This window comes from Rothia sp. 11254D007BW, assembly GCF_053548195.1.
Genome location: NZ_JBPWPK010000001.1, coordinates 1,103,092 through 1,125,493 on the forward strand (window position 1 = coordinate 1,103,092; position 22,402 = coordinate 1,125,493).

Annotated in this window: 13 protein-coding genes and 3 rRNA genes; 3 read left to right on the forward strand and 13 right to left on the reverse strand. The window is 57.2% G+C overall.

What is annotated here, in order from left to right:
- Nucleotides 1–64: 64 nt before the first annotated feature.
- From ACEE43_RS04900 to ACEE43_RS04950, 11 genes are all read right to left on the reverse strand, one after another.
- A complete protein-coding gene (locus ACEE43_RS04900; protein ID WP_449108297.1) occupies nucleotides 65–838 on the reverse strand; it encodes a TlyA family RNA methyltransferase in 774 nt (257 codons plus the stop codon).
- 28 nt (nucleotides 839–866) lie between these two features.
- Nucleotides 867–1,067, reverse strand: a complete 201-nt coding sequence (locus tag ACEE43_RS04905; protein WP_449108296.1) for a hypothetical protein — start codon at nucleotides 1,065–1,067, stop codon at nucleotides 867–869.
- Nucleotides 1,060–2,049, reverse strand: coding sequence for an HAD-IIA family hydrolase (locus ACEE43_RS04910; protein ID WP_449108295.1), 990 nt, complete (start codon nucleotides 2,047–2,049; stop codon nucleotides 1,060–1,062). The genes ACEE43_RS04905 and ACEE43_RS04910 overlap by 8 nt, the downstream gene beginning before the upstream one ends.
- Nucleotides 2,049–3,386 carry a hypothetical protein gene (locus ACEE43_RS04915; RefSeq protein ID WP_449108294.1) on the reverse strand — a complete coding sequence of 446 codons (1,338 nt, stop codon included), beginning with the start codon at nucleotides 3,384–3,386 and terminating at the stop codon, nucleotides 2,049–2,051. Before ACEE43_RS04915 ends, ACEE43_RS04910 begins: the two co-directional genes overlap by 1 nt.
- Before the next feature lie 252 nt (nucleotides 3,387–3,638).
- Nucleotides 3,639–3,755, reverse strand: a 5S ribosomal RNA gene (gene rrf, locus ACEE43_RS04920).
- Nucleotides 3,756–3,866: 111 nt separating this feature from the next.
- Nucleotides 3,867–6,963: ribosomal RNA gene (locus ACEE43_RS04925) — 23S ribosomal RNA — on the reverse strand.
- Between the two features lie 395 nt (nucleotides 6,964–7,358).
- Nucleotides 7,359–8,886: ribosomal RNA gene (locus ACEE43_RS04930) — 16S ribosomal RNA — on the reverse strand.
- Together the 16S, 23S and 5S rRNA genes form the textbook arrangement of a ribosomal RNA operon.
- Nucleotides 8,887–9,745: 859 nt before the next feature.
- Nucleotides 9,746–11,053: a tyrosine--tRNA ligase gene (tyrS, locus tag ACEE43_RS04935; protein ID WP_449107797.1), complete on the reverse strand. Its 1,308-nt coding sequence runs from the start codon at nucleotides 11,051–11,053 to the stop codon at nucleotides 9,746–9,748.
- A gap of 202 nt (nucleotides 11,054–11,255) precedes the next feature.
- Nucleotides 11,256–13,556, reverse strand: a complete 2,301-nt coding sequence (locus ACEE43_RS04940; RefSeq protein ID WP_449107798.1) for a HelD family protein — start codon at nucleotides 13,554–13,556, stop codon at nucleotides 11,256–11,258.
- A gap of 123 nt (nucleotides 13,557–13,679) precedes the next feature.
- Nucleotides 13,680–14,618, reverse strand: a complete 939-nt coding sequence (locus tag ACEE43_RS04945; protein ID WP_449107799.1) for a hypothetical protein — start codon at nucleotides 14,616–14,618, stop codon at nucleotides 13,680–13,682.
- Nucleotides 14,619–14,802: 184 nt separating this feature from the next.
- On the reverse strand, nucleotides 14,803–15,354 hold the full coding sequence (locus tag ACEE43_RS04950; protein ID WP_237212092.1) for an adenine phosphoribosyltransferase: 552 nt from the start codon (nucleotides 15,352–15,354) through the stop codon (nucleotides 14,803–14,805).
- A 189-nt stretch (nucleotides 15,355–15,543) separates the two neighbouring features.
- On the opposite strand from ACEE43_RS04950, the gene ACEE43_RS04955 reads away from it, so the two are divergent.
- A complete protein-coding gene (locus ACEE43_RS04955; RefSeq protein WP_449107800.1) occupies nucleotides 15,544–17,295 on the forward strand; it encodes a DUF726 domain-containing protein in 1,752 nt (583 codons plus the stop codon).
- 82 nt (nucleotides 17,296–17,377) lie between these two features.
- Here the strand turns inward: ACEE43_RS04955 and argH are convergent, their stop codons facing one another.
- On the reverse strand, nucleotides 17,378–18,820 hold the full coding sequence (gene argH / locus ACEE43_RS04960; RefSeq protein WP_449107801.1) for an argininosuccinate lyase: 1,443 nt from the start codon (nucleotides 18,818–18,820) through the stop codon (nucleotides 17,378–17,380).
- A gap of 120 nt (nucleotides 18,821–18,940) precedes the next feature.
- Nucleotides 18,941–20,143: an argininosuccinate synthase gene (locus ACEE43_RS04965; protein ID WP_135011410.1), complete on the reverse strand. Its 1,203-nt coding sequence runs from the start codon at nucleotides 20,141–20,143 to the stop codon at nucleotides 18,941–18,943.
- Nucleotides 20,144–20,365: 222 nt separating this feature from the next.
- Here ACEE43_RS04965 and ACEE43_RS04970 point away from each other — a divergent pair, with 222 nt between their 5' ends.
- Together ACEE43_RS04970 and ACEE43_RS04975 are read left to right on the forward strand one after the other, a co-directional pair.
- On the forward strand, nucleotides 20,366–20,824 hold the full coding sequence (locus ACEE43_RS04970; RefSeq protein WP_449107802.1) for a hypothetical protein: 459 nt from the start codon (nucleotides 20,366–20,368) through the stop codon (nucleotides 20,822–20,824).
- Nucleotides 20,817–22,400, forward strand: coding sequence for a sensor histidine kinase (locus tag ACEE43_RS04975; protein WP_449107803.1), 1,584 nt, complete (start codon nucleotides 20,817–20,819; stop codon nucleotides 22,398–22,400). Before ACEE43_RS04970 ends, ACEE43_RS04975 begins: the two co-directional genes overlap by 8 nt.
- Nucleotides 22,401–22,402 lie beyond the last annotated feature (2 nt).

The following is a 22,402-nucleotide window of genomic DNA, read 5'->3' on the forward strand; positions in this document are numbered from 1 at the left end:
GCTAGCTGACCTCGGAGCATTTTGCTGTTTTTCGGCCCCCAACACACCGTAATTTTTCGAATATTTATTCGATTTCAGGTGCGAAGGGAGCGGCAGATTCCTCCGCCGCCGGCTTACGGCACCAGAGGAAAAACTCCACATTACCGTCCTGCCCGGGCAGGGGGCTTTCCTGCTCCCCGAGCACGTGCAGCCCGGCGTCCTGCGCCGCCGCGCGGACGGACGCCACCGCGTCCGCTCGCGCCTGGGGGTCGGTCACTACCCCGCCCTTGCCGATGCGGGCCGGGCCCACCTCAAACTGGGGTTTGACCATGAGCAGCAGGTCCCCGCCTGCGGCCGTTGCCCGAGCCAACGGCTCAACGACCTTGGTCAGGGAGATAAAGCTCAGGTCTGAGACCGTAAGGGCTACCTGCCCGCCGATATCTTCGGGGCTCATGTGCCGCACGTTCATGCCCTCATAAACGTCAACGGCCGGGTGATTCCTGATCTGCTCGACCAGCTGGTCGTGCCCCACATCAACCGCCGCAACCCGGCTGGCACCCCGGCGCAGGAGCACGTCGGTAAAACCGCCGGTAGAAGCGCCCGCGTCCAGGCAGAATTTACCGGCAACGGTGATCTCGGGGAAGGCGTCCAGCGCCCCGGCCAGCTTGTGCCCGGCGCGGCTCACGTACTCGGTTAGCTCGCTGCGGCGGACGCGGACGCGGTCCCCCTCCTTCAGCTTTTGGGCTGGCTTCGTCACGGTACGGCCGTTCACGCTGATGTGCCCGCCCTCAACCATCTTGGCCGCCAGCGTGCGGGAGCGGGCAATCTTTGCCTGCACCATGTACTGGTCCAGTCGCATGTTCTTCCTTCCCGCTCCGCACTCGGCTCTAGCGGCTTGAATCTAGGTCTTCTTTGAGGGCGGACGCCAGCTGGCCCAGCTTCTCGATGCGTTCGGTGGCGTCCAGGGCCAGGGCAGCTGTCAGCGCCGCCTCGAACTCGGGGTCAAGGGCCTCGGCTTCTTCAGTCGGTAGCCCCGAAACGGCCTTTTCTTCGAGGCTCTGGGCGCTCCCGTCCGCGCCCTTAGCCACGGTGCACCTGGCTAGGAGACACCGGGGCGGACGCATCGGGGTGGGCAGCCCACCAGGCTGCGCAGGCCACACGCCAGCTATCAATCTCGCTACCCTCACCGGTGATGGTGAGTTCGGTGTCGGTTGCCTCAGCGAACCAGCCTGCGCCCCGGGCGCTCATACCTGTTGCGGTTGCCTGCACCTGAATCTGGGGGTAGTCCTCAAAGAAACCGGCGAGATCTTCCAGAATATAGGTGGGGCGCTCCACCGGAATAGCCGCCAGAATGCTCTGGTAGGTCTCCACCCCGGTCATGACCACGGCCGTCGCCATCGCAGCCCGGTTACCACCCTGGATATCGGTATCTAGGCGATCACCCACCACCACAGGACGCTGAGAGTTCAGCTTCTGGGCGGCGGTGACGAAAATAGGCGACTCCGGCTTACCAGCTACCTGCGGGGTGCGCCCGGTAGCCGTCGCTACAGCCCCCACCAGGGTGCCGTTACCGGGGGCGATGCCACGTTCCTTCGGGATAGTGAAATCGGTGTTCGAGGCAACCCACAGCACCTTCTCATCGGCCAGTGTGTAGGCGGCTTCAGCGAGATCTTCCCACACGATCTTGGGATTGAAGCCCTGGGCCACAGCTACCGGCTCATCAGCCTGGCTATTGACGGGGGTTAGCCCGGCAGCCGCTACGCAATCGGCGAGAGCCTGCGCCCCGGTAATCAGCACCTTAGCCCCCGCAGGGAGCTGGGCCTTCAGCAGCTCAGCAGCAGCCTGGGCTGAGCTAATCACATGGTCGGCATCGGTGTTGACGCCGAGTTCCACCAGGTGATCAGCAACGGCCTGGACGCTGCGCGAGGCATTGTTGGTCACGAAGGCTACCGGTACCCCGGCATCCTGTGCCCTGTTCAGAGCCTCCGGGGCTCCTTCAATAGCGAGGGGTCCGGCATACACTACACCGTCAAGGTCAGAGAGAATAGCGTCGTGGGCTGCCAGCAGCATTAGTCGCGGTCCTCCTCAGCAGCTTCAGCAGACAGCTCGAAGAGGGCTTCTTCCTCTGCCTGGTCTTCACTTACTACGGTTTCAGTGGTCGTCAGGGTTTCGTCGACCTCAAAAAGGGCGCCGTCTTCGCTGGCTTCAGGCTCTTCGGAGGTTACTGCATCGACAGCCTCAGTTTCGGCGGCTTCAGCAGCGTCTGCTTCCGCGTCTGCCTCTACAGTCTCAGCAGCCGGTGCCTGGGCTTCAGCAGCTTCAAGGTCAACGGAGGGTTCTTCGGGTTCAAGCAGGTCCTGCTCAGTGAAGATATCGAAGATTTCAGGTTCAACGAAGTCGCCCTGGCCTAGAGCGGCCTCGGTCATCAGGGCAAGACGGGCCCAGCGAGCTGCTTCCTTACTACGTCCGTCCTGCTCCAGCAGTTCAGCATAGGTATTGAAGAGGCGGGGTGAGTAGTCGAACCCACGCTTGGGGTTCAGCTCAGGAATCTCAAGGGCCTTCAGAGCCTTCTTCAGCTCGCCCTGGTCACTGTAGATACCGGAGACAACGATAGCGACCTCAGAGCGGACGGCCGCAGGTACCTCTTCGTTCTTCGCTTCTTCAGCCAGGGTCAGGGCCTTTTCGACACGCCCCAGGGCACGCTCGCAGTCTACGAGCAGCGCGAGGTGCTCGTTGGAGCCCGAGATACGGCGGTGGGTGCGCAGTTCACGCAGGGCCAGTTCAAAGTCCTCTGCAGCGTAGGCTGCGATACCGACGACCTCGCGGACGACGCCGATTCGGCCTGCGCGCTTTGAGGCAGCAACAGCGTGTTCTAGGGCGAAGTCGGGGTCGATGTCGAGGTAACGGCCGACCATGACCAGGTGCTTGGCTACGGTGTCTGCGTTCTGGGCTTCTAGCTGGCGCAGGGCACGCAGGGTCCAGTTTTCGAGTTCCTTGCCGGTGACGTCGGTGTCGATCTCGGGTGCATTCTTTGACGGACGGTAGTCACCGCTGGGGTTCTTCGCTTCACCGCTAAAGTTGCGGTCCTTGCGGTCGCCCTGATAGCCACCACGCTTGTTCTGGTCGCGGTCAAAGTTCTTACGGGGGCCGTTACCCTTGCGGTCGAAAGAACGCTCACCTCGACCGGTACCGTTATTTTTACGGTCATCGAAACGTTTTCCGCCACCACGGTTCTTATCAAAGGGCTTCTTCTTGTCACCGAAGGGGCGGTCGCCCTCGCGCCTGGTGTAGCCGCTCTCGTTACGGTCGGAGCGGTCGCTGCGGTAGGGGCGTGAGGAGTTACGGTCGTTGTTCTTCTTGTAGCCACCGCGGTTTTTATCTGAGTGGTTACGTGAGTATTCAGCCAAGTGAGCTCCTCTATGGTGTTTGTGGTGGGGGTTGGGCTCTTTTCTGCCCTGTTTTTAATGCTAGGTTCTAGTCTATCTGGCTTGGGGTACCTTGCGTAGGGGCTGCCTGGTCTTACCGGTGCGTTTTCAGGCACACAGCTCCGCGCTTACCTGTAGCTTTAAAACAAAAAATGGCTCGGAGCGATAGCTCCGAGCCATAAACAAAAAGAGCCTGAACTATAAAGCTCAGGCTCTTCTTGTATCCCAATCAAAAACCGGCGGTGACCTACTCTCCCACACCGTCACCAGTGCAGTACCATCGGCGCAAAGAGCCTTAACTTCCGGGTTCGGGATGGAACCGGGTGTTTCCCTCTCGCTATAACCACCGTAAACCAACGATGACCACCCCACACACAAGCAGGGGCAGCAATAACAAACCCAACAGGGTTGTTATCTCAAAACCATACAGTGGACGCAAACAACAAACAAACTCAGTCATAAAAGTGTAAGCCTTCGGACTATTAGTACCAGTCAACTCCACGGGCATTCCCCGCGTCCATACCTGGCCTATCAACCCCATCATCTATAGGGATCCTCACGTGGCACAAAAACCACCAGGAAATCTCATCTCGAAACAGGCTTCCCGCTTAGATGCTTTCAGCGGTTATCCCTCCCGAACGTAGCCAATCAGCCATGCACCTGGCGGTACAACTGACATACCAGAGGTTCGTCCGTCCCGGTCCTCTCGTACTAAGGACAGCCTTTCTCAAATTTCCAACGCGCGCAGCGGATAGGGACCGAACTGTCTCACGACGTTCTGAACCCAGCTCGCGTACCGCTTTAATGGGCGAACAGCCCAACCCTTGGGACCAACTCCAGCCCCAGGATGCGACGAGCCGACATCGAGGTGCCAAACCATGCCGTCGATATGGACTCTTGGGCAAGATCAGCCTGTTATCCCCGAGGTACCTTTTATCCGTTGAGCGACGGCCGTTCCACAACGTACCGCCGGATCACTAGTCCCGACTTTCGTCCCTGCTCGACCTGCCAGTCTCACAGTCAAGCTCCCTTGTGCACTTACACTCAACACCTGATTGCCAACCAGGCTGAGGGAACCTTTGGGCGCCTCCGTTACTTTTTGGGAGGCAACCGCCCCAGTTAAACTACCCATCAGGCACTGTCCCTGACCCGGATCACGGGCCGAAGTTAGACATCCAGAGCGACCAGAGTGGTATTTCAACAACGACTCCACACGAACTAGCGTCCATGCTTCACAGTCTCCCACCTATCCTACACAAGCCGCACCGAACACCAATACCAAACTATAGTAAAGGTCACGGGGTCTTTCCGTCCTGCTGCGCGAAACGAGCATCTTTACTCGTACTGCAATTTCGCCGAGTTCATGGTTGAGACAGTAGGGAAGTCGTTACTCCATTCGTGCAGGTCGGAACTTACCCGACAAGGAATTTCGCTACCTTAGGATGGTTATAGTTACCACCGCCGTTTACTGGGGCTTAAATTCTCAGCTTCGCCCACAAAGGGCTAACCAATCCTCTTAACCTTCCAGCACCGGGCAGGAGTCAGTCCGTATACATCGTCTTACGACTTCGCACGGACCTGTGTTTTTGATAAACAGTCGCTTCCCCCAATTCTCTGCGACCCATACACGCTCACCACCGCGTAGGTGGGTCACGCTCAAGGCTCCCCTTCTCCCGAAGTTACGGGGACATTTTGCCGAGTTCCTTAACCATGATTCTCTCGATCGCCTTAGTATTCTCTACCTGATCACCTGTGTCGGTTTCGGGTACGGGCGGCTAAAACCTCACGTCGATGCTTTTCTCGGCAGCATAGGATCACCAAATCCCCCACAAACGGGGTCCCATCACGTCTCAGGCCAACACCGGCGCATTTAACAACCGGATACCCTACACGCTTAGACCACGACAACCATCGCGTGGCTTGGCTACCTTCCTGCGTCACACCTGTTAATACGTTTACCTCCAAAAATCGGGTCCTGCAGTCCACCACAAGCTCCCACACCCGAAGGTGCAGGTTACAAACGGCTTCTCACAGTTAGCATCAAAATATCAGTATGGGCGGTTTTTCGCCGGTACGGGAATATCAACCCGTTATCCATCGACTACGCCTGTCGGCCTCGCCTTAGGCCCCGACTAACCCAGGGCAGATTAGCTTGACCCTGGAACCCTTGATCATCCGGCGCACGGGTTTCTCACCCGTGATTCGCTACTCATGCCTGCATTCTCACTCGCGTACCCTCCACCACTGGTTTACACCGCAGCTTCACTGGATACACGACGCTCCCCTACCCAACCAGTCATAAAAACTGATTGCCATAACTTCGGTGGTGTACTTGAGCCCCGCTACATTATCGGCGCAGAATCACTTGACCAGTGAGCTATTACGCACTCTTTCAAGGGTGGCTGCTTCTAAGCCAACCTCCTGGTTGTCTAAGCAACTCCACATCCTTTCCCACTTAGTACACGCTTAGGGACCTTAGTTGATGGTCTGGGCTGTTTCCCTCTCGACAATGAAGCTTATCCCCCACTGTCTCACTGCTACGCTCTCACTTACCGGCATTCGGAGTTTAGCTGACGTCAGTAACCCTGTGGGGCCCATCGGCCATCCAGTAGCTCTACCTCCGGCAAGAAACACGTAACGCTGCACCTAAATGCATTTCGGGGAGAACCAGCTATCACAGAGTTTGATTGGCCTTTCACCCCTATCCACAGCTCATCCCCTCCATTTTCAACTGAAGTGGGTTCGGTCCTCCACGACGTCTTACCGTCGCTTCAACCTGGCCATGGATAGATCACTCCGCTTCGGGTCTAGATCCTGCCACTCACTCGCCCTATTCAGACTCGCTTTCGCTACGGCTTCCCCACACGGGTTAACCTCGCGACAGAACACTAACTCGCAGGCTCATTCTTCAAAAGGCACGCTGTCACCCCAAAAGGCTCCAACGGCTTGTAAGCACACGGTTTCAGGTACTATTTCACTCCCCTCCCGGGGTACTTTTCACCATTCCCTCACGGTACTGATTCACTATCGGTCACTAGAAAGTATTTAGACTTACCAGGTGGTCCTGGCAGATTCACACGAGATTCCACGAGCCCCGTGCTACTCGGGTGGCACACACGCGGTCTAACACATTACGATTACAGGACTCTCACCCTCTCCGGTCGCCCATCCCAAGGCGTTCACCTACATGCTAGAACATCACGTCAACAGCCGGTTGAAACTGTTATGCGTACTCCCACAACCCCCATGATGCAACCCTCAACCGGTATCACACACCACAGGTTTAGTCTCTTCCGCTTTCGCTCGCCACTACTCACAGAATCATTAGTTATTTTCTCTTCCTGAGGGTACTGAGATGTTTCACTTCCCCTCGTTCCCTCCAACCAGCCTATACATTCAGCTGGTGGTAACAAACCATGATGGCTTGCTGGGTTTCCCCATTCGGACATCCTGGGATCAACGCCCTGTTATCGGCTTCCCCAGGCTTTTCGCAGATTCACACGTCCTTCATCGGCTTCTAGTGCCAAGGCATCCACCGTGTGCCCTTAATAACTTACACACAGATAAAATCAAAGATATTAACCTTGACTAACTAAGTACAAAATCAAAAGTATCAAAAGAACACAATCCAAAAATTGAATTGAGATTTCTTCAAATAAATTCGAAGATGCTCGCGTCCACTATACAGTTCTCAAACAACAACCCGATACCACTCGAGGCAACCAGGAGAAAACCTGACCACTACTCTCATGCCGGGAACCTGAGAGCAACAAACCCTAATGGCTTGTTACCTCAAAACCCAAAAGCGCACCAACATTACACACAATCCTTATCAGCACACAGCACCAACTCCAAAGAGTAAGCACAGTACCTGAACTAACATTCCACCCATGAGCAAACCACCCAAACGACACTCGCGTCCGGCGTGGCTCAACTATTGTTGAAGCTCCTTAGAAAGGAGGTGATCCAGCCGCACCTTCCGGTACGGCTACCTTGTTACGACTTAGTCCCAATCGCCAATCCCACCTTCGACGACTCCCTCCCAAACGGGTTAGGCCATCGGCTTCGGGTGTTACCAACTTTCGTGACTTGACGGGCGGTGTGTACAAGGCCCGGGAACGTATTCACCGCAGCGTTGCTGATCTGCGATTACTAGCGACTCCGACTTCATGGGGTCGAGTTGCAGACCCCAATCCGAACTGAGACCGGCTTTTTGGGATTAGCTCAACCTCACAGTATCGCAACCCTTTGTACCGGCCATTGTAGCATGCGTGAAGCCCAAGACATAAGGGGCATGATGATTTGACGTCATCCCCACCTTCCTCCGAGTTGACCCCGGCAGTCTCCTATGAGTCCCCACCATTACGTGCTGGCAACATAGAACGAGGGTTGCGCTCGTTGCGGGACTTAACCCAACATCTCACGACACGAGCTGACGACAACCATGCACCACCTGTATACCAGCCCCGAAGGGAAACTCTATCTCTAGAGCGGTCCAGTATATGTCAAGCCTTGGTAAGGTTCTTCGCGTTGCATCGAATTAATCCGCATGCTCCGCCGCTTGTGCGGGCCCCCGTCAATTTCTTTGAGTTTTAGCCTTGCGGCCGTACTCCCCAGGCGGGGCACTTAATGCGTTAGCTACGGCGCGGAAAACGTGGAATGTCCCCCACACCTAGTGCCCAACGTTTACGGCATGGACTACCAGGGTATCTAATCCTGTTTGCTCCCCATGCTTTCGCTTCTCAGCGTCAGTTACAGCCCAGAGACCTGCCTTCGCCATTGGTGTTCCTCCTGATATCTGCGCATTTCACCGCTACACCAGGAATTCCAGTCTCCCCTACTGCACTCTAGTTAGCCCGTACCCACTGCAAACCCGGGGTTAAGCCCCGGGCTTTCACAGCAGACGCGACAAACCGCCTACAAGCTCTTTACGCCCAATAATTCCGGACAACGCTCGCGCCCTACGTATTACCGCGGCTGCTGGCACGTAGTTAGCCGGCGCTTCTTCTGCAGGTACCGTCACTTTCGCTTCTTCCCTGCTGAAAGAGGTTTACAACCCGAAGGCCGTCATCCCTCACGCGGCGTCGCTGCATCAGGCTTGCGCCCATTGTGCAATATTCCCCACTGCTGCCTCCCGTAGGAGTCTGGGCCGTGTCTCAGTCCCAGTGTGGCCGGTCACCCTCTCAGGCCGGCTACCCGTCGTCGCCTTGGTGAGCCGTTACCTCACCAACAAGCTGATAGGCCGTGAGCCCATCTAAAACCAGTACATATCCCTTTCCACCAGCATCCCATGCGGGAACTGGTCGTATCCGGTATTAGACCTCGTTTCCAAGGCTTATCCCAGAGTTAAAGGCAGGTTACTCACGTATTACTCACCCGTTCGCCACTAATCCACCCAGCAAGCTGGGCTTCATCGTTCGACTTGCATGTGTTAAGCACGCCGCCAGCGTTCGTCCTGAGCCAGAATCAAACTCTCCGTTGAAAAAATGAAGTAGTTGATGATCCTGGTCTCTGATTGTTAGCGAACCATTCACCACGGGGTGGTGTGGTTCGAGCTGACGAATCTGAAACCAATTGATTATCAAATTCAAACACCACAACATGGTTATGGTGTTGTTGTATAAATATTTGGTATCAGTTCAATTTCCGCACTACCTGGTGTTCATGTGTGAACACTAGTGTGTAGTGTGGACGATAAGAATGTTATTTATAACATTGGTACGCTATTGAGTTTTCAAGCAACAAACCGCATTCTCAACCCTAGCCAGATGTTGGCCGGTGTTTCGTATCGGTCATTCTCAGTTTTTGTGTTACCCGTTTAGGCAACTCATACAGTCTATAATGCTTTTTTCATCATCGCAACTCGTTAGAGCGTGACGATAACCACAAGCTCTTTTCTTTACTTCAAAGCCTTAGCTTCAAACCCGAAAACCAGTTCAATCAACTTTCCCTGGGAGTCTTTATCGACTCAACTTGTGGTGCACTATTCGATTATTTTTCACTTTCGGCCGGTTCCCCGCGCCTCAGCGACTCGTTATACTTTACGCAGGTTTTTTGAAGCATGCAACCCGAACAGGGCTCTTTTTCCCTCAAAACACCACCTAAACCCACCCAAACGAAGATGTTTCCCCTAGTAAACAGCGGGTTAAATTTTCTCAAAAATATTTTGAAAAACTTTCCTAGCCTCGCAAAACCTCACCCTGCCCTGTCTCCGGTTTCATTCGCTTTCACCTCTCTGACCAGGGCAAATAGCTAAATAGCTGTTCTTGCTGAGGCATGTCTACAAGGTAAAGGAAAAGCAGGCTCGCAGCGAGCGCGAGCCTGCTTTTCAACAACAGAACTTACTGGGCAACCTCAACAACTGCCATGTTCTTCTTGCCGCGGCGAACTACCGCGTACTTGCCGAGAAGCAGGTCGGAATCGGTGAGGGCGGCGTCCTCGCCCTGTACCTTGATGTTGTTGATTGCTGCACCGCCTTCCTTAAGTGTGCGGCGGGCCTCGGACTTAGAGGCAGAAAGGCCGGTCTCGGTCAGCACAGTCACCATGTCCAGCTGGTCAGTTGAAAGCACAGCGTGGGGCAGCTCAGCGGTAGCGGCCTTGAGGGTGGCCTCGTCCAGGGCAGCGAAATCACCCTTGCCGAAGAGAGCCTCAGAAGCAGCGATTACCTTTTCGGTAGCTTCAACACCGTGTACCAGAGAGGTCACTTCATAGGCCAGGGTCTTCTGGGCTAGGCGCTTGAAGGGCTCTTCTTCCACAGACTTCTGTAGGGCAGCAATTTCGTCGCGGGTCTTGAAGGTGAAGACCTTGAGACGGTCAGCTACGTCAGCGTCAGCAGTATTCAGCCAGAACTGGTAGAAGGCATAGGGGGAGCACATCTCGGGGTCGAGCCAAATAGCGTTGCCCTCAGACTTACCGAACTTGGTGCCGTCAGAGTTAGTAATGAGCGGGGTGCCCAGGGCGTGCACAGACTTACCGGTCACCTTGCGGACCAACTCGGTGCCACTGGTCAGGTTGCCCCACTGATCAGAGCCACCACACTGCAAGGTGATGCCGTGACGGCGGTTAAGCTCCAGGAAGTCATTGCCCTGCAGAATCTGGTAGGAGAACTCGGTGTAGGAGATGCCCTCTTCAGAGTTCAGGCGCTTGGCCACGATTTCCTTTTTAATCATGGTGCCCACGCGGAAGTTCTTACCGATTTCGCGCAGGAAATCGATGGCAGACAGTTCGCTGGTCCAGTCCAGGTTATTGACCATCTGGGCCCCGTTCTCGCCCTCAAAGGACAAGAAACGCTCAATCTGGCCGCGCAGACGGCTTACCCAGCCCTCAACTACATCGCGGGAGTTGAGCACACGCTCAGAGGTCTGGCGGGGATCCCCGATCAGGCCGGTAGCACCGCCAACCAGGCCGAAGGGGCGGTGGCCAGCCAGCTGCAGGCGACGCATCAGCAGCAGCTGGACCAGGTGCCCCAGGTGCAGGGAAGCTGCGGTGGGGTCGTAACCGATATAGAAGTTCACGGTCTCTTCAGCCAGCGCCTTCTCAAGGGCTTCTTCATCGGTGCTGACGTGCACAAAGCCACGCCACTTCAATTCCTGCCAGATATTCTCGAAGGAATCATCGTTGTGCTGAGCTGCAAGAGTCTCTTCAGACACGGTTACTCCATGGTTAGTAATGAACAAAAAGCAGTGGCAAAGCCACCTCTACAAAGGTACCAGTTCACCGCCGGGACGGGCAGCGGGCACTTCCGGTGTTCTCTGATTGAGAGAAAGAGAAAGGACGCCCCTCCCCCGCTTCCCTGCCCGCGGGCAGGAAGGGGGGGTGGGAGCGTCCTTGCGCTACGGGTTCTCGTGCAGGCTACTCGGTAGGGGCGATACCCGCGGGCAGCTCATGAGAAGCGAGCAGGTGCAGGCGCTGGGTGGGGCGGGTCATGGAGACATACAGGTCGCCTACCGAACCGTTAGCTGCACGCACCAGGTCGGCAGGCTCAACGATAATCACGGTGTCGAACTCTAGACCCTTGGCTTCCCAGGGGGTCAGAATCAGTACCTGGTGTTCCAGGGCAGAGGCCGAGGTGCCCAGCTTACCCTTGTGCTCGGCAGCAATTGCCAGGGCGGTCTCGCGGTAGCGTTCCTCGCTGACAATCACGCCGATAAGGCCGCCGGCGCCCTGCTCCAGCTCATCGCTGACGGTGCTCACCACAGCCGGGTAGAGGCCGTCCTCACCCACGATACGGGCGGACGGCGCCCACTTGCCCTCGCGCACGGCGCGGGGGGCAGAGATATCCAGACCAGCGGCACGGGCAACCTGAACGGCGGCGTCCGAAATCTGGGCGGGGGTGCGGTAGTTGACGGTCAGCTCGTCCAGGGTGAAGCGCTCCCCCACAAAAGGCTCAAGAGCCTGCGCCCAGGACTGCGACGCTGCTGCCGAAGATGCCTGCGCGATATCGCCAACAATCGTAAAGGACTTCATGGGGCAGCGGCGCATGAGCAGGCGCCACTGCATGGGGGAAAGCTCCTGGGCCTCGTCAACTACCACGTGCCCGTAGGCCCAGGTGCGGTCAGCCTGGGCAGCGCGGGCGGCGGTCATACGCTCGCCGCGTTCCTCGTTCAGCTCGGCAATCTGCTCGGCGGTGACCACACCATCGACACCCATATCGGCCAGCTGCTGATCCACGTTCTCCAGAGCCTTACGCGCATTTTCGAGGTTAGCCTGGTGGGCAGCCTCAGCGCGGGCAGCAGCCCCGGCACCGGCGACCTTGGAAAAATCACCCAGCAGCTCAGCTGCCTCATCAAGCAGGGGCACATCGGACTCGGTAAAGGGCAGGTTAGCGGCGCGGACTAGGGTATCGCGTTCGGTATCGGTCAGGACGCCGGCGGTTGCGCTCTGCAGGTACTCTGGCTTGGAAAACAGCGAGCGCACCAGGGTCTCGGGTGACAGGGGCATCCAAGCCAGGTTGATGGCCCGGCGGACGTCCAGGGACCCGCGAACGTCATCTTCCAGGTAGGGGCGGTCAACCGCGTGGCCAGCGGCGGTATCCAGCTTTTCGTTGAGCTGGACGGTGAGCTCTTTGAGGAGCACCTTCACAAAGGTTTCCCGAGCCTCATTATGGGGTTTGCCGGTTGAACGCGCCGTGTTGCGGGCGTGCTTGACCATGCCGGGGGTCATCTCGATGGCGGTAGAGTCCACATACATCTTCACGGGCTTGGCCGGTACTTTCTGACGGTCGGCTACTGCCTTTTTGATAACCTCGGCCATGCGTAAATCGCCCTTGACCCTAGCAACAGCGGGGTCGGCTTCGGGTACGGCCTTGATACCCGGGTACAGGGTTGCAAGAGACGACATGACCACGCCGGTTTCACCCAGTGAAGGTAGAACACGCTCGATGTACCACATAAAGGAGGCGGATGGGCCAACGACCAGTACACCGGCGTTATTCAGACGCTCGCGGAAGGTGTAGAGCAGGTAGGCAGCGCGGTGCAGGGCAACAGCGGTCTTACCGGTACCGGGGCCGCCCTGCACGACGCGGACGCCCGCCAGGTCGGCGCGGATGATGGCGTCCTGCTCCGCCTGAATAGTGGCAACGATATCGCCCATACGGCCGGTGCGCTTACGGTTGAGGGCAGCCAGCAGGGCACCTTCACCGTGCAGGTTCTCATCCCCCTCATCGAGCATGGCTGAGTCGAGCACGTCATCTTCGAAGCCGGTGACCTCGCGACGCTCAAGCATGAGGTGGCGGCGGCGGCGCACACCCTGGCGGTTGAAGGCTGTGGCCTGGTAAAAAGTACCCGCTTCGGGGGCGCGCCAGTCAATAAGCAGGCGCTCATGGTCTTCGGTCGCCAGGCCAATACGGCCGATGTAGCGGATAGCCTCGTCATCGAGGTCAAGACGGCCAAAGGCTAGGCGGTGGTCAACCGCGTTGTACTGGGCCAGGCGGTCTTCATAGTGCTGGGCGTAGGCATCACGCTCTGAACGGTTCTGGTGGCTACCAACCGCCTGGTTTTTACGGGTGCTCTTGAGCTTCTTCTCATTCATCTCTCGGAGCTCATCAAGGCGGGCGTATAGCTTAGCCACGTAAGCTCGTTCTCCTGCCAGCTGGGCCTCATAGGCTTTTTCAGCGGCAGTCTGCTCACCGGTTGCGGTTGTGTTCTCAGTCAAGAGGGAACCCTTCATCGCGGAAAATTCAAGCCCTCCATTCTACCCGTACACTAGGGCAAAAAGAAAGGGCGCCCGCCCTCTCCCCTAGCAAGGGAAGGGGCGGGCGTCCGCACAGAAATGCTGCTAAGGCTGGGTCACGCCGTCAGGTGAAATGGTGAAACCTGCGCCATTATCTCCCAAGCAACGCATCATGTCTGTAGACTGAGGCTGACAGGAAAGGCCGATAAAGTTCAGAGACGTACCGATATCTAGGGGCTGAGCACTGTACAAACCGGCCAAAGAATCCTGTGTACCGCCCTCTGATATATCTATTTCCCCAGTTGATCCAAACACAACTTTCCATGTCTTCAGATATCCGCTGGCCTCAGGATTTCGCTGAATGACTTCGCAAGTTACTTCTGTTCCAGACTGTGTGCCACAAGCCAGAGTGCCTGATGTAATATCAGCAGACCACGCGTAGTAGAAATCAGAGTCCTTCTGCCCAACATAAAATGAATCAGGCTCAGCGATATAGCCAGGAATCGGTTCTACACCCAAACGTTCGTGAATATAGCCACCGTTTACCGGGTCAATACACCTTACCGTTGTACCGGTAACAGGGCTCATTCGTTCGTTTCCAGTACAGCTATAGTTCCCAACGCTGAAAGTCTGCGTCCAGTCAGCACCGGTAGCAACTCGAATTTCCCAATACTCTCGAACCGTGTCAAGGGCTTCTTTACAGCTAACAGGACCCCCAAATACATATGTGCGTGGACTGAACTCATATCCGTCATCACTTGTAAAACCACAGTTTGTACCGGGAGATGCTATTGGGTCAGAGTCTTCAGATGGTGCAGAAGATGAAGCCTCAGCCAAAACTTCCTCCTCATCTGACGCAGCAGCAGAGCTGCTGACTACTTCTGGCGCAGAAGTCGTAGAGGAAGTAGAAACCGATGCACTCGCTGAGCTAGAAACCGTGGTGGTGGGCGATTCGCTAGGTTCGGCTTGGTTGCCGTTAGAGCCGCAGGCAACCAGCCCAAGCAGAGCAACAGCCGTACAGGAAACAAGGAGCTTACTAGCCATGAAAACCTCAAAATGTGTGTGCGGTAACAGTGATACCACCAGTTTATCCAAAACACTGGGAGGGTTTCTTCAGATAATCCGGCCTAAGACCTAGAAGGCAAAATACCCCGGTTTTTGTGCATGTACCCCAGGTAAAAACTGGGGTACATGCACAAAAACCGGGGTACTACGGTAAAGGCTCTCTCTATTCAGCGACCAGCGACAGAGCCTCCAGGCGGTGGCCGGCCAGGATCTCGCGTCCGCCCAGGCCCTCAAGCTCCAGGAGCACGCCAATACCGGCGACCTTCAGGTCAGCCATCTCCATCAGATGGGTGGCCGCCTCAAGGGTGCCGCCGGTAGCCAACAAATCATCAACAATCAGCACCCGCGAACCTGCCGGGATATCGTCCTTATGGATCTCAATCGCAGCCTGGCCGTATTCCAGGGAGTATTCCTTCATGTAGGTATCGCGCGGCAGCTTACCGGCCTTGCGCACGGTCATAACGCCGGTACCTGCAATGTAGGCAATAGCAGAGGCCATCAGGAAGCCACGCGCCTCAACACCGGCAACGATATCGAACTGGCCCTCGAAACGGCGGGCAAGCTCCTCCATGGACGCCCGGAACACCTGCGGATTAGCGAACAGGGTGGTCACGTCGTAGAAGAGGATGCCCTCCTTGGGGTAGTCCTGAATCTGCGCGCAGGCAGCAGGAATCTGCTTCTCAAGGGGCAAGGAAGAATCAACGGGCTTAATCATGGACAGGGTTACGCCTTCAATCATCAGTGGTTGCGCTCATACGCAAAAAACGTCACCAGCTAGTATACGCATAGCATATTGGTTATTAATAGTGACCAAATTATAGTCAAGAAGTTAAAGTGCTCGCTCTTACGTCAGTAAGCTGGAACTACCAACCTAGCACTGCCAGCTACTCACTAAAGGGTAATAATGAATTCGACCATCTACAGAAAAACACGCCTGCTCTTCAAAAACGAGGGAATAGAGGGCGCAAGCGCTGAACTCCAAGTACCGCCCTCAACCGCAATCAACATAATGTGGGAGGGCGAAAGCTCAGATCCCCAATTCACTGGCGATGCATTCTTCATCCACAATAGCCTTTTTAAAGCTGCATTCTTTGACTACCTTATCCACAAAAAAGCTCAGCAAAAAGCTGCGGCTGAGGATGTTCTACCCCGGTGGGAAGAAACTGCAGACGAAGAGCACGCGAATTTCCAGGACGACTCAGCTGCTGAAAAGACCTATGAAGAAAAGCTAGCCAATCTCCGGAAAGACACCAAAAAGGCAGAAGAAACTCTCCTAGAACTAGCTGAGCTTCTAGCCTTCGGACCCAAAAAGGACAGCTTCCACGAGGCTTACTGCTCTGCCTGTGTTGAATTTACCCACCATCAGGAACTAGCAACCCCGAGGACCTGGACAGGTGCCTTCGTCTGCGAAAACTGCAACGTGGTTACAGTGGGTTGTTCAGTTCCCGGGTGCTCGCACTTCGCCCTCAGAGGTTATGGACGCACAGGCATGAGGGCAGCTTCGCTTCCTCTGTGTGCTGAACACACTCACGAGATACCCAGTTTCGAACGGGCAAAAGCAACCCTCAGCGACCTTTCTCATTGGGACACCCTGTTTGAGTACGAAAAGTCTGATATCAAAAAGGTAGCGAAGCGAGGGGCAACCATTGCCACCGTCGCAAGCCTTGCGATTCCTTTTGCCTACGTTGCGGCCCCCGGTATCGGCGCAGCTGTTGGCGTTGCAAAGGGATTACATGGCGTTGCCGCTGCGAACCACGGCCTTGCACTATTGGGCGGTGGTTCCCTTGCGGCAGGCGGTATGGGTATGGCCGGTGGCCAGATCGTTATTACCGCAATCGGCTCCGGACTTGGCGGTGTTGCCGGTATGAGAGTCGCATCGGCCTATATGTCCAAGGATTCTTCATTCAACATCGAATCAATCCGTGGTGGGGAGGGCCCAGCAGTAGTCTTCGCCTCTGGATTCACCACCGAAGATGACCAGAAGTGGGCCCGGTGGAAGCGCGTAATCGACACCGAATACCCCAACAACCCCGTCTACAGGGTTTACTGGGGTGCCAAGGAGCTCAAGGACCTCGGCGTGTACCTGGGCATGGGCGGTCTTGGTGGTGTTGGCGGCCTGGGCTTACAGGGGCTTGCTGCTAAGGGCATCAAACGAGCCGCAAAAAACCTCGGCGGGCTAGGGGCAGCAAATGCGGCCCTGGGCCTGGTTACCAACCCTTGGACCACAGCTTCAAACAGAGCCAAGCAGGCAGGCTCTGCTCTTGCCTCCATCCTTGCAAGAACTGAACATCAGCACGGGTTTATCCTCATCGGCCATAGCCTTGGCGGTGCCTTGATGGCAACCGCTGCAGCTGCTCTTGCCAACGGTGATGAGCAGACACCGGTCGTTGGTGTGCATCTCCTCGGTGCCGCCTACCCTGCTAACACCGCGACCGAATCTCTTGCTAACGGCGTCAACGGCATAGTTTTCAACTATCATTCACTCAACGATGAGGTATTGAGAAAACTGTATAAGGTTGGGTCTTTCGGCAAGACAGCAGCAGGCTTTAGAGGTTTTTCTCAGGAGCACCCTCGAGTAATCAATGTTGACGTCACTGAGCACGTCCCCGGTCACCGGAAATACATTGACTTTGTGACCCTTCACGGTGACAAATAAATAGTGGAGAACAAGGAGGAAGGGACTTGGTCTAGAGAAATTCTCTGGGCCAAGTCCCTTCCTTCTTGTCTTACCCCGGCCCCTAAGAAATGACCTGGGGGCGGGCCGCGAAAGCACGCGCAGGTTCTAGCTCACTCTTGAGCGTTTCCAGCTGGGCTGCGACAGCGGACGGGGCAGTGCCACCCTGGGCGCTACGAGAATTCAGCGACCCTTCAACGGTGAGTACCTCGCGGACGCCCGCGTGCAGGGCCGGGGAAATGGCCAGGTAGTCTTCGTCGGTCAGGTCCCACAGCTCGCAGTCCTTCTCTTCGCAGACGCGTACAGCCTCACCGGCCAGCTCGTGGGCTACACGGAAGGGCACGCCCTCGCGCACCAGCCACTCGGCAACGTCCGTCGCCAGGGCAAAGCCCTGGGGGGCCAGTTCAGCCAGTCGGTCGGTGTTAAAGGTGAGGGTGGCAATCATGCCGGAGACTGCGGGCAGCAGGACCTCCAGCTGGTCAATGGCGTCAAAGACGGGCTCCTTATCTTCCTGCAAGTCTCGGTTGTAGGCCAGGGGCAGAGCCTTCAGCGTTGCCAGCAGACCGGTGAGGTCACCAATCAGGCGGCCGGCCTTACCGCGGGCAAGTTCAGCGATATCGGGGTTCTTCTTCTGCGGCATGATCGATGAGCCGGTGGAGAAGGAGTCATGCAGGGTTACGAAGGAGAATTCTTTGGTTGCCCAGAGAATAACCTCTTCAGAGATACGGGAGAGGTCTACCGAAATCATGGCGGCAATCCAGGCGAACTCGGCGTAGACATCGCGGGAGGCGGTGCCGTCGATAGAGTTGTGGGTTGCTGAGTTGAAGCCCAGGTCAGCGGCTACAGCTTCGGGGTCCAGCCCCAGGGAAGAGCCCGCGAGCGCCCCGGAGCCGTAGGGGGATACAGCGGCGCGCTTATCCCAGTCCAGCAAACGGTCAAGGTCGCGGGACAGGGCCCAGGCGTGGGCCAGGAGCTGGTGGGAGAGCAGGACGGGCTGGGCGTGCTGCAGGTGGGTACGGCCGGGCATGGGGGCGTAGGGGTGAGCCTCGGACTGGGCAATCAGAGCATCGATGGTGTCCATGACGCCGGTAGCAATGATGGAGGCGTGATCGCGCAGATACATGCGGCCCAAGGTGGCAATCTGGTCGTTGCGGGAGCGGCCAGCGCGCAGCTTACCGCCCAGCTCAGCACCGGCACGTTCGATGAGGCCCTTTTCGAGGGAACCGTGCACATCCTCATCCGACTCCGCCGGAGTGTAGGCGCCAGAACGGACGTCGGCTTCAAGCTGGTCAAGGGCTGCAATCATGCCGGTGAGCTCATCGTCGGTGAGCAGACCGGCCTTAGCCAGCACACGGGCGTGGGCGCGGGAGCCTGCAATATCGTAGGGCGCTAGACGCCAGTCAAACTGGGTTGACTTCGACAGGGCGGCAAGAGCCTCAGAGGGGCCGCCTGCGAAGCGTCCGCCCCAGAGAGCGCCATCGTTGGTACCGTGCTTTTCAGCTGACATAGTTTTACCTTTGCGGGGTTGGGAAAATCGTGCGGGGTAAGGCAAAAGCCGCCCGCCGGCGTCCTTACCTTCTCGTGGGGTAAGGACGCGCGGGGTTGGGCGGCTGAAGCGGGGCTAGTTTTAGAGGCCCAGGCGCTGGTCGCGGGCTGAAGCGACCTTGGAGGACATGCCGAACAGCTCAATGAAGCCGCGGGCCATGGACTGATCGAAGGTGTCGCCCTCATCGTAGGTGGCCAGGTTGAAGTCGTAGAGGGAGGTCTCTGACTTACGGCCGGTAACAACGGCGCGGCCACCGTGCAGGTCCATGCGGATATCGCCGTTGACCATCTTCTGGGTGTCGTTGATGAAGGCGTCCAGGGACTTCTTCAGCGGTGAGAACCACTGACCATCGTAGACCAGTTCGGTCCAGCGCTGGCCAACGATCTTCTTGAAGCGGGCCTGCTCGCGCTCGATGGTGACGTTTTCGAGTTCCTTATGGGCAGCCATGAGAGCCATAGCGCCGGGAGCCTCGTAGATTTCGCGGGACTTAATGCCGACCAGGCGGTCTTCAACGATGTCGATGCGGCCGATGCCCTGGGCACCTGCGCGGCGGTTCATAATCTCGATAGCTTCAAGCGGGGTAACTGCCTGGCCGTCGATAGCAACGGGGATGCCTTCCTTGAAGGAGATGACGACGGTATCGGGGGTAGGAGCGAAGGTGGGGTCGTCGGTGTAGTCGTAGACGTCCTTGGTGGGGCCGTTCCAGATGTCTTCGAGGAAGCCGGTCTCAACAGCGCGGCCCCAGACGTTCTGGTCGATGGAGAAGGGGTTCTTCTTGGTGGTGACGATCGGCAGGTTGTTCTTCTCTGCGTAGTCGATGGCCTTCTCACGGGTCAGGGCCAGGTCGCGCACGGGAGCGATGCACTTGAGCTCGGGGCCCAGGGTCTGGATGCCGACCTCAAAGCGGACCTGGTCATTGCCCTTGCCGGTGCAGCCGTGGGCAACGGTGGTGGCGCCGAACTGCTTGGCTGCTGCTACCAGGTGCTTGGTGATGACGGGGCGGGACACAGCCGATACCAGGGGGTAGGCGTCCATGTAGAGGGCATTGGCCTTGAGAGCCGGCATGCAGTACTCATTGGCGAATTCATCGCGGGCATCCGCCACATAGGCTTCAACGGCACCGCAGTCGAGGGCGCGCTGGCGGATAGTCTCAAGATCCTCGCCGCCCTGCCCTACGTCAACGGCAACGGCAATAACTTCTGCGCCGGTTGCTTCGCCGATCCAGCCGATGGCAACTGAGGTATCTAGACCGCCTGAGTAGGCCAGGACGATGCGCTCTTTCATGGTGCTCCTTGAGATATTACGTTCAGGGGCGGGAGGTCCCCGCAGGTTCTATAAATAATTATGCACACTCAAACATAATTATGCAAAACGTATCGGCCAGTGATACGCGCTACTATCATCGCGCGCCGCCCCGGAACCAGCAAGAGAAACGCGCGCCCAAAAATGAAAAAACCTTAATGGAATACTCACAGAACCTTTAAAGACAACTGCCACACTAGAAACATGCTCAAGAAATACATGTTCGGAATCCTGCTCCTGGCAGCTGTTGGAATGGTCGCTGCTCTCGCTCTACTGATGAGCTTCCGCGGCCAGCTCGGTGACGAGGTAGACCCCATCGTCCTCGACCGCACCACCTCCCCCAGCTCGTCAGCGTCCGCCTCTGCAACCCCCTCGCCGTCAGCTAGCAGCGAGAGCCCCAGCCCTGAGCCCACCGAAGAGCCAGCGGCTGAGGAAGCAGCCCCGGTTGAAGAAGCCCCCGCCGAGCAGGCGCCGGCTATCGTTGAAGCCCCGGCCCCCGCAGTGGTTGAGCAGGCCCCTGCCCCTGTTGTAGTCGAGCAGGCTCCCGCACCTGCACCGGCACCCGTCGTGGTAGAACAGGCACCGGCACCCGCCCCCGCACCTGCCGACGACGATGACTTTGATGATGACTACGAGGTCGATGACGATGGCGACGATGACTAACCCTCTCACCAAGCTGTGGGCCAAGCGGCGTTCTAGCGACTCTTCCCGCCTGAACAACCAACGCACAGGGTCGGTACGACTTCGCATTGTCGCATGGATGGTTTTGGTGACAGCCTTTATCATCACAGGCCTCATCTTCACGGTTCGCGAGATCCTCATCAGCGAGGTCGGCACCAACGCCGCAGCAAGTACCGAAAGCGAAATCTCAGAGTTCCGCACCTTTGCTGAGCTCGGTGTAGACCCCACCACCGCTGCCCCCTTCGAAGATCTGGACCAGTTGCTCACAGCCTTTGTGTCCCGCCAGTTCACCGGCTACGCAGAGCAGCTCATTGGCGTTACCAGCAACCAGGTCATCATCATCGATGAACAGCAGGACTACGCAGAAGAAACCGGCTACAGGCTCCACCAGGACCAAGACCTACTAGCCCTCATCACAGGGTATGAACGGACGTCGGGGATTGAGCAGACCCCGGCAGGCCCGGTGCACTGGGGCAAAGTTCACGTCAGTCTCAACACCGATGCTGGGACCCAAACCGGGCACCTGATCGTTGTGGAATATATCCAGCCTGAACTCGATGCTGTACAGCACACCATCGTCACCATGATCTGGGTAGGCCTCGGCGGGCTGGTAGCCACCCTGGTCATTGCCTGGCTGGTCGCAGGCCGCATCACCAAGCCCATCCGCAGCCTTCGCACCGTAGCCCAAGCCATCAACGATAAAAACTTTTCAGGTCGAGTCGCCGTCAAAGGCGATGATGATGTGGCCGCCATGGGCCGCACCTTTAACCAGATGCTAGACAGATTGGAGGAGTCAGCCATGATTGAACGCCAGTTTATGGACGACGTCAGCCACGAGCTGCGCACCCCCATCACCATCGTGCGTGGTCACCTTGAGCTCATGGACCGCACCGAAGAACAGGACCAAACCCTGCAGCTAGTCGACGATGAGCTAGAACGCATGGGGCGAATCGTATCGGATCTGCTCACCCTAGCTAAGTCAGAGCGTCCGGACTTTGTCTCACCGCACCCGGTAGATGTCGCAGACCTGATGATTACTCTCGACTCAAAGGTACAGGCCTTCACCGACCACCGCTGGATGATTTCCGACATCGCCGAAGGTGAAGCTGACCTCGATGAACAGCGCATCACCCAGGCCATGGTGCAGCTCTGCGCCAATGCCGCCCAGTACTCCCCCGAAGGAACCACCATTTCCATCGGCTCGACCTTCGAGGGAACCGGCCCCCAGCGCGAACTCAAGCTCTGGGTCCGAGACCAGGGCCCAGGCGTCAGCGAAGAAGACGCGGCTACCCTCTTTGAACGTTTCAAGCGCAACAACGCCAAGAACCCCGCCACCGCCAAGAAGCACTCCGTGGGGGCCGGGCTGGGGCTGGCGATCGTCCGCTCCATCGCAGAAGCCCACGAGGGGTCCGTCTGGATTGCCCAGCCGGACGATGGCATCGGCGCTATCTTCGGCATCACCCTGCCAGCAGCTGCCGCAGCGGATAGCGGTAAGGACGACACCGATGCCCTAGCAGATAGCGTCTCCAGCGTACGCTACCCCAGCTGGACCAAATAAAA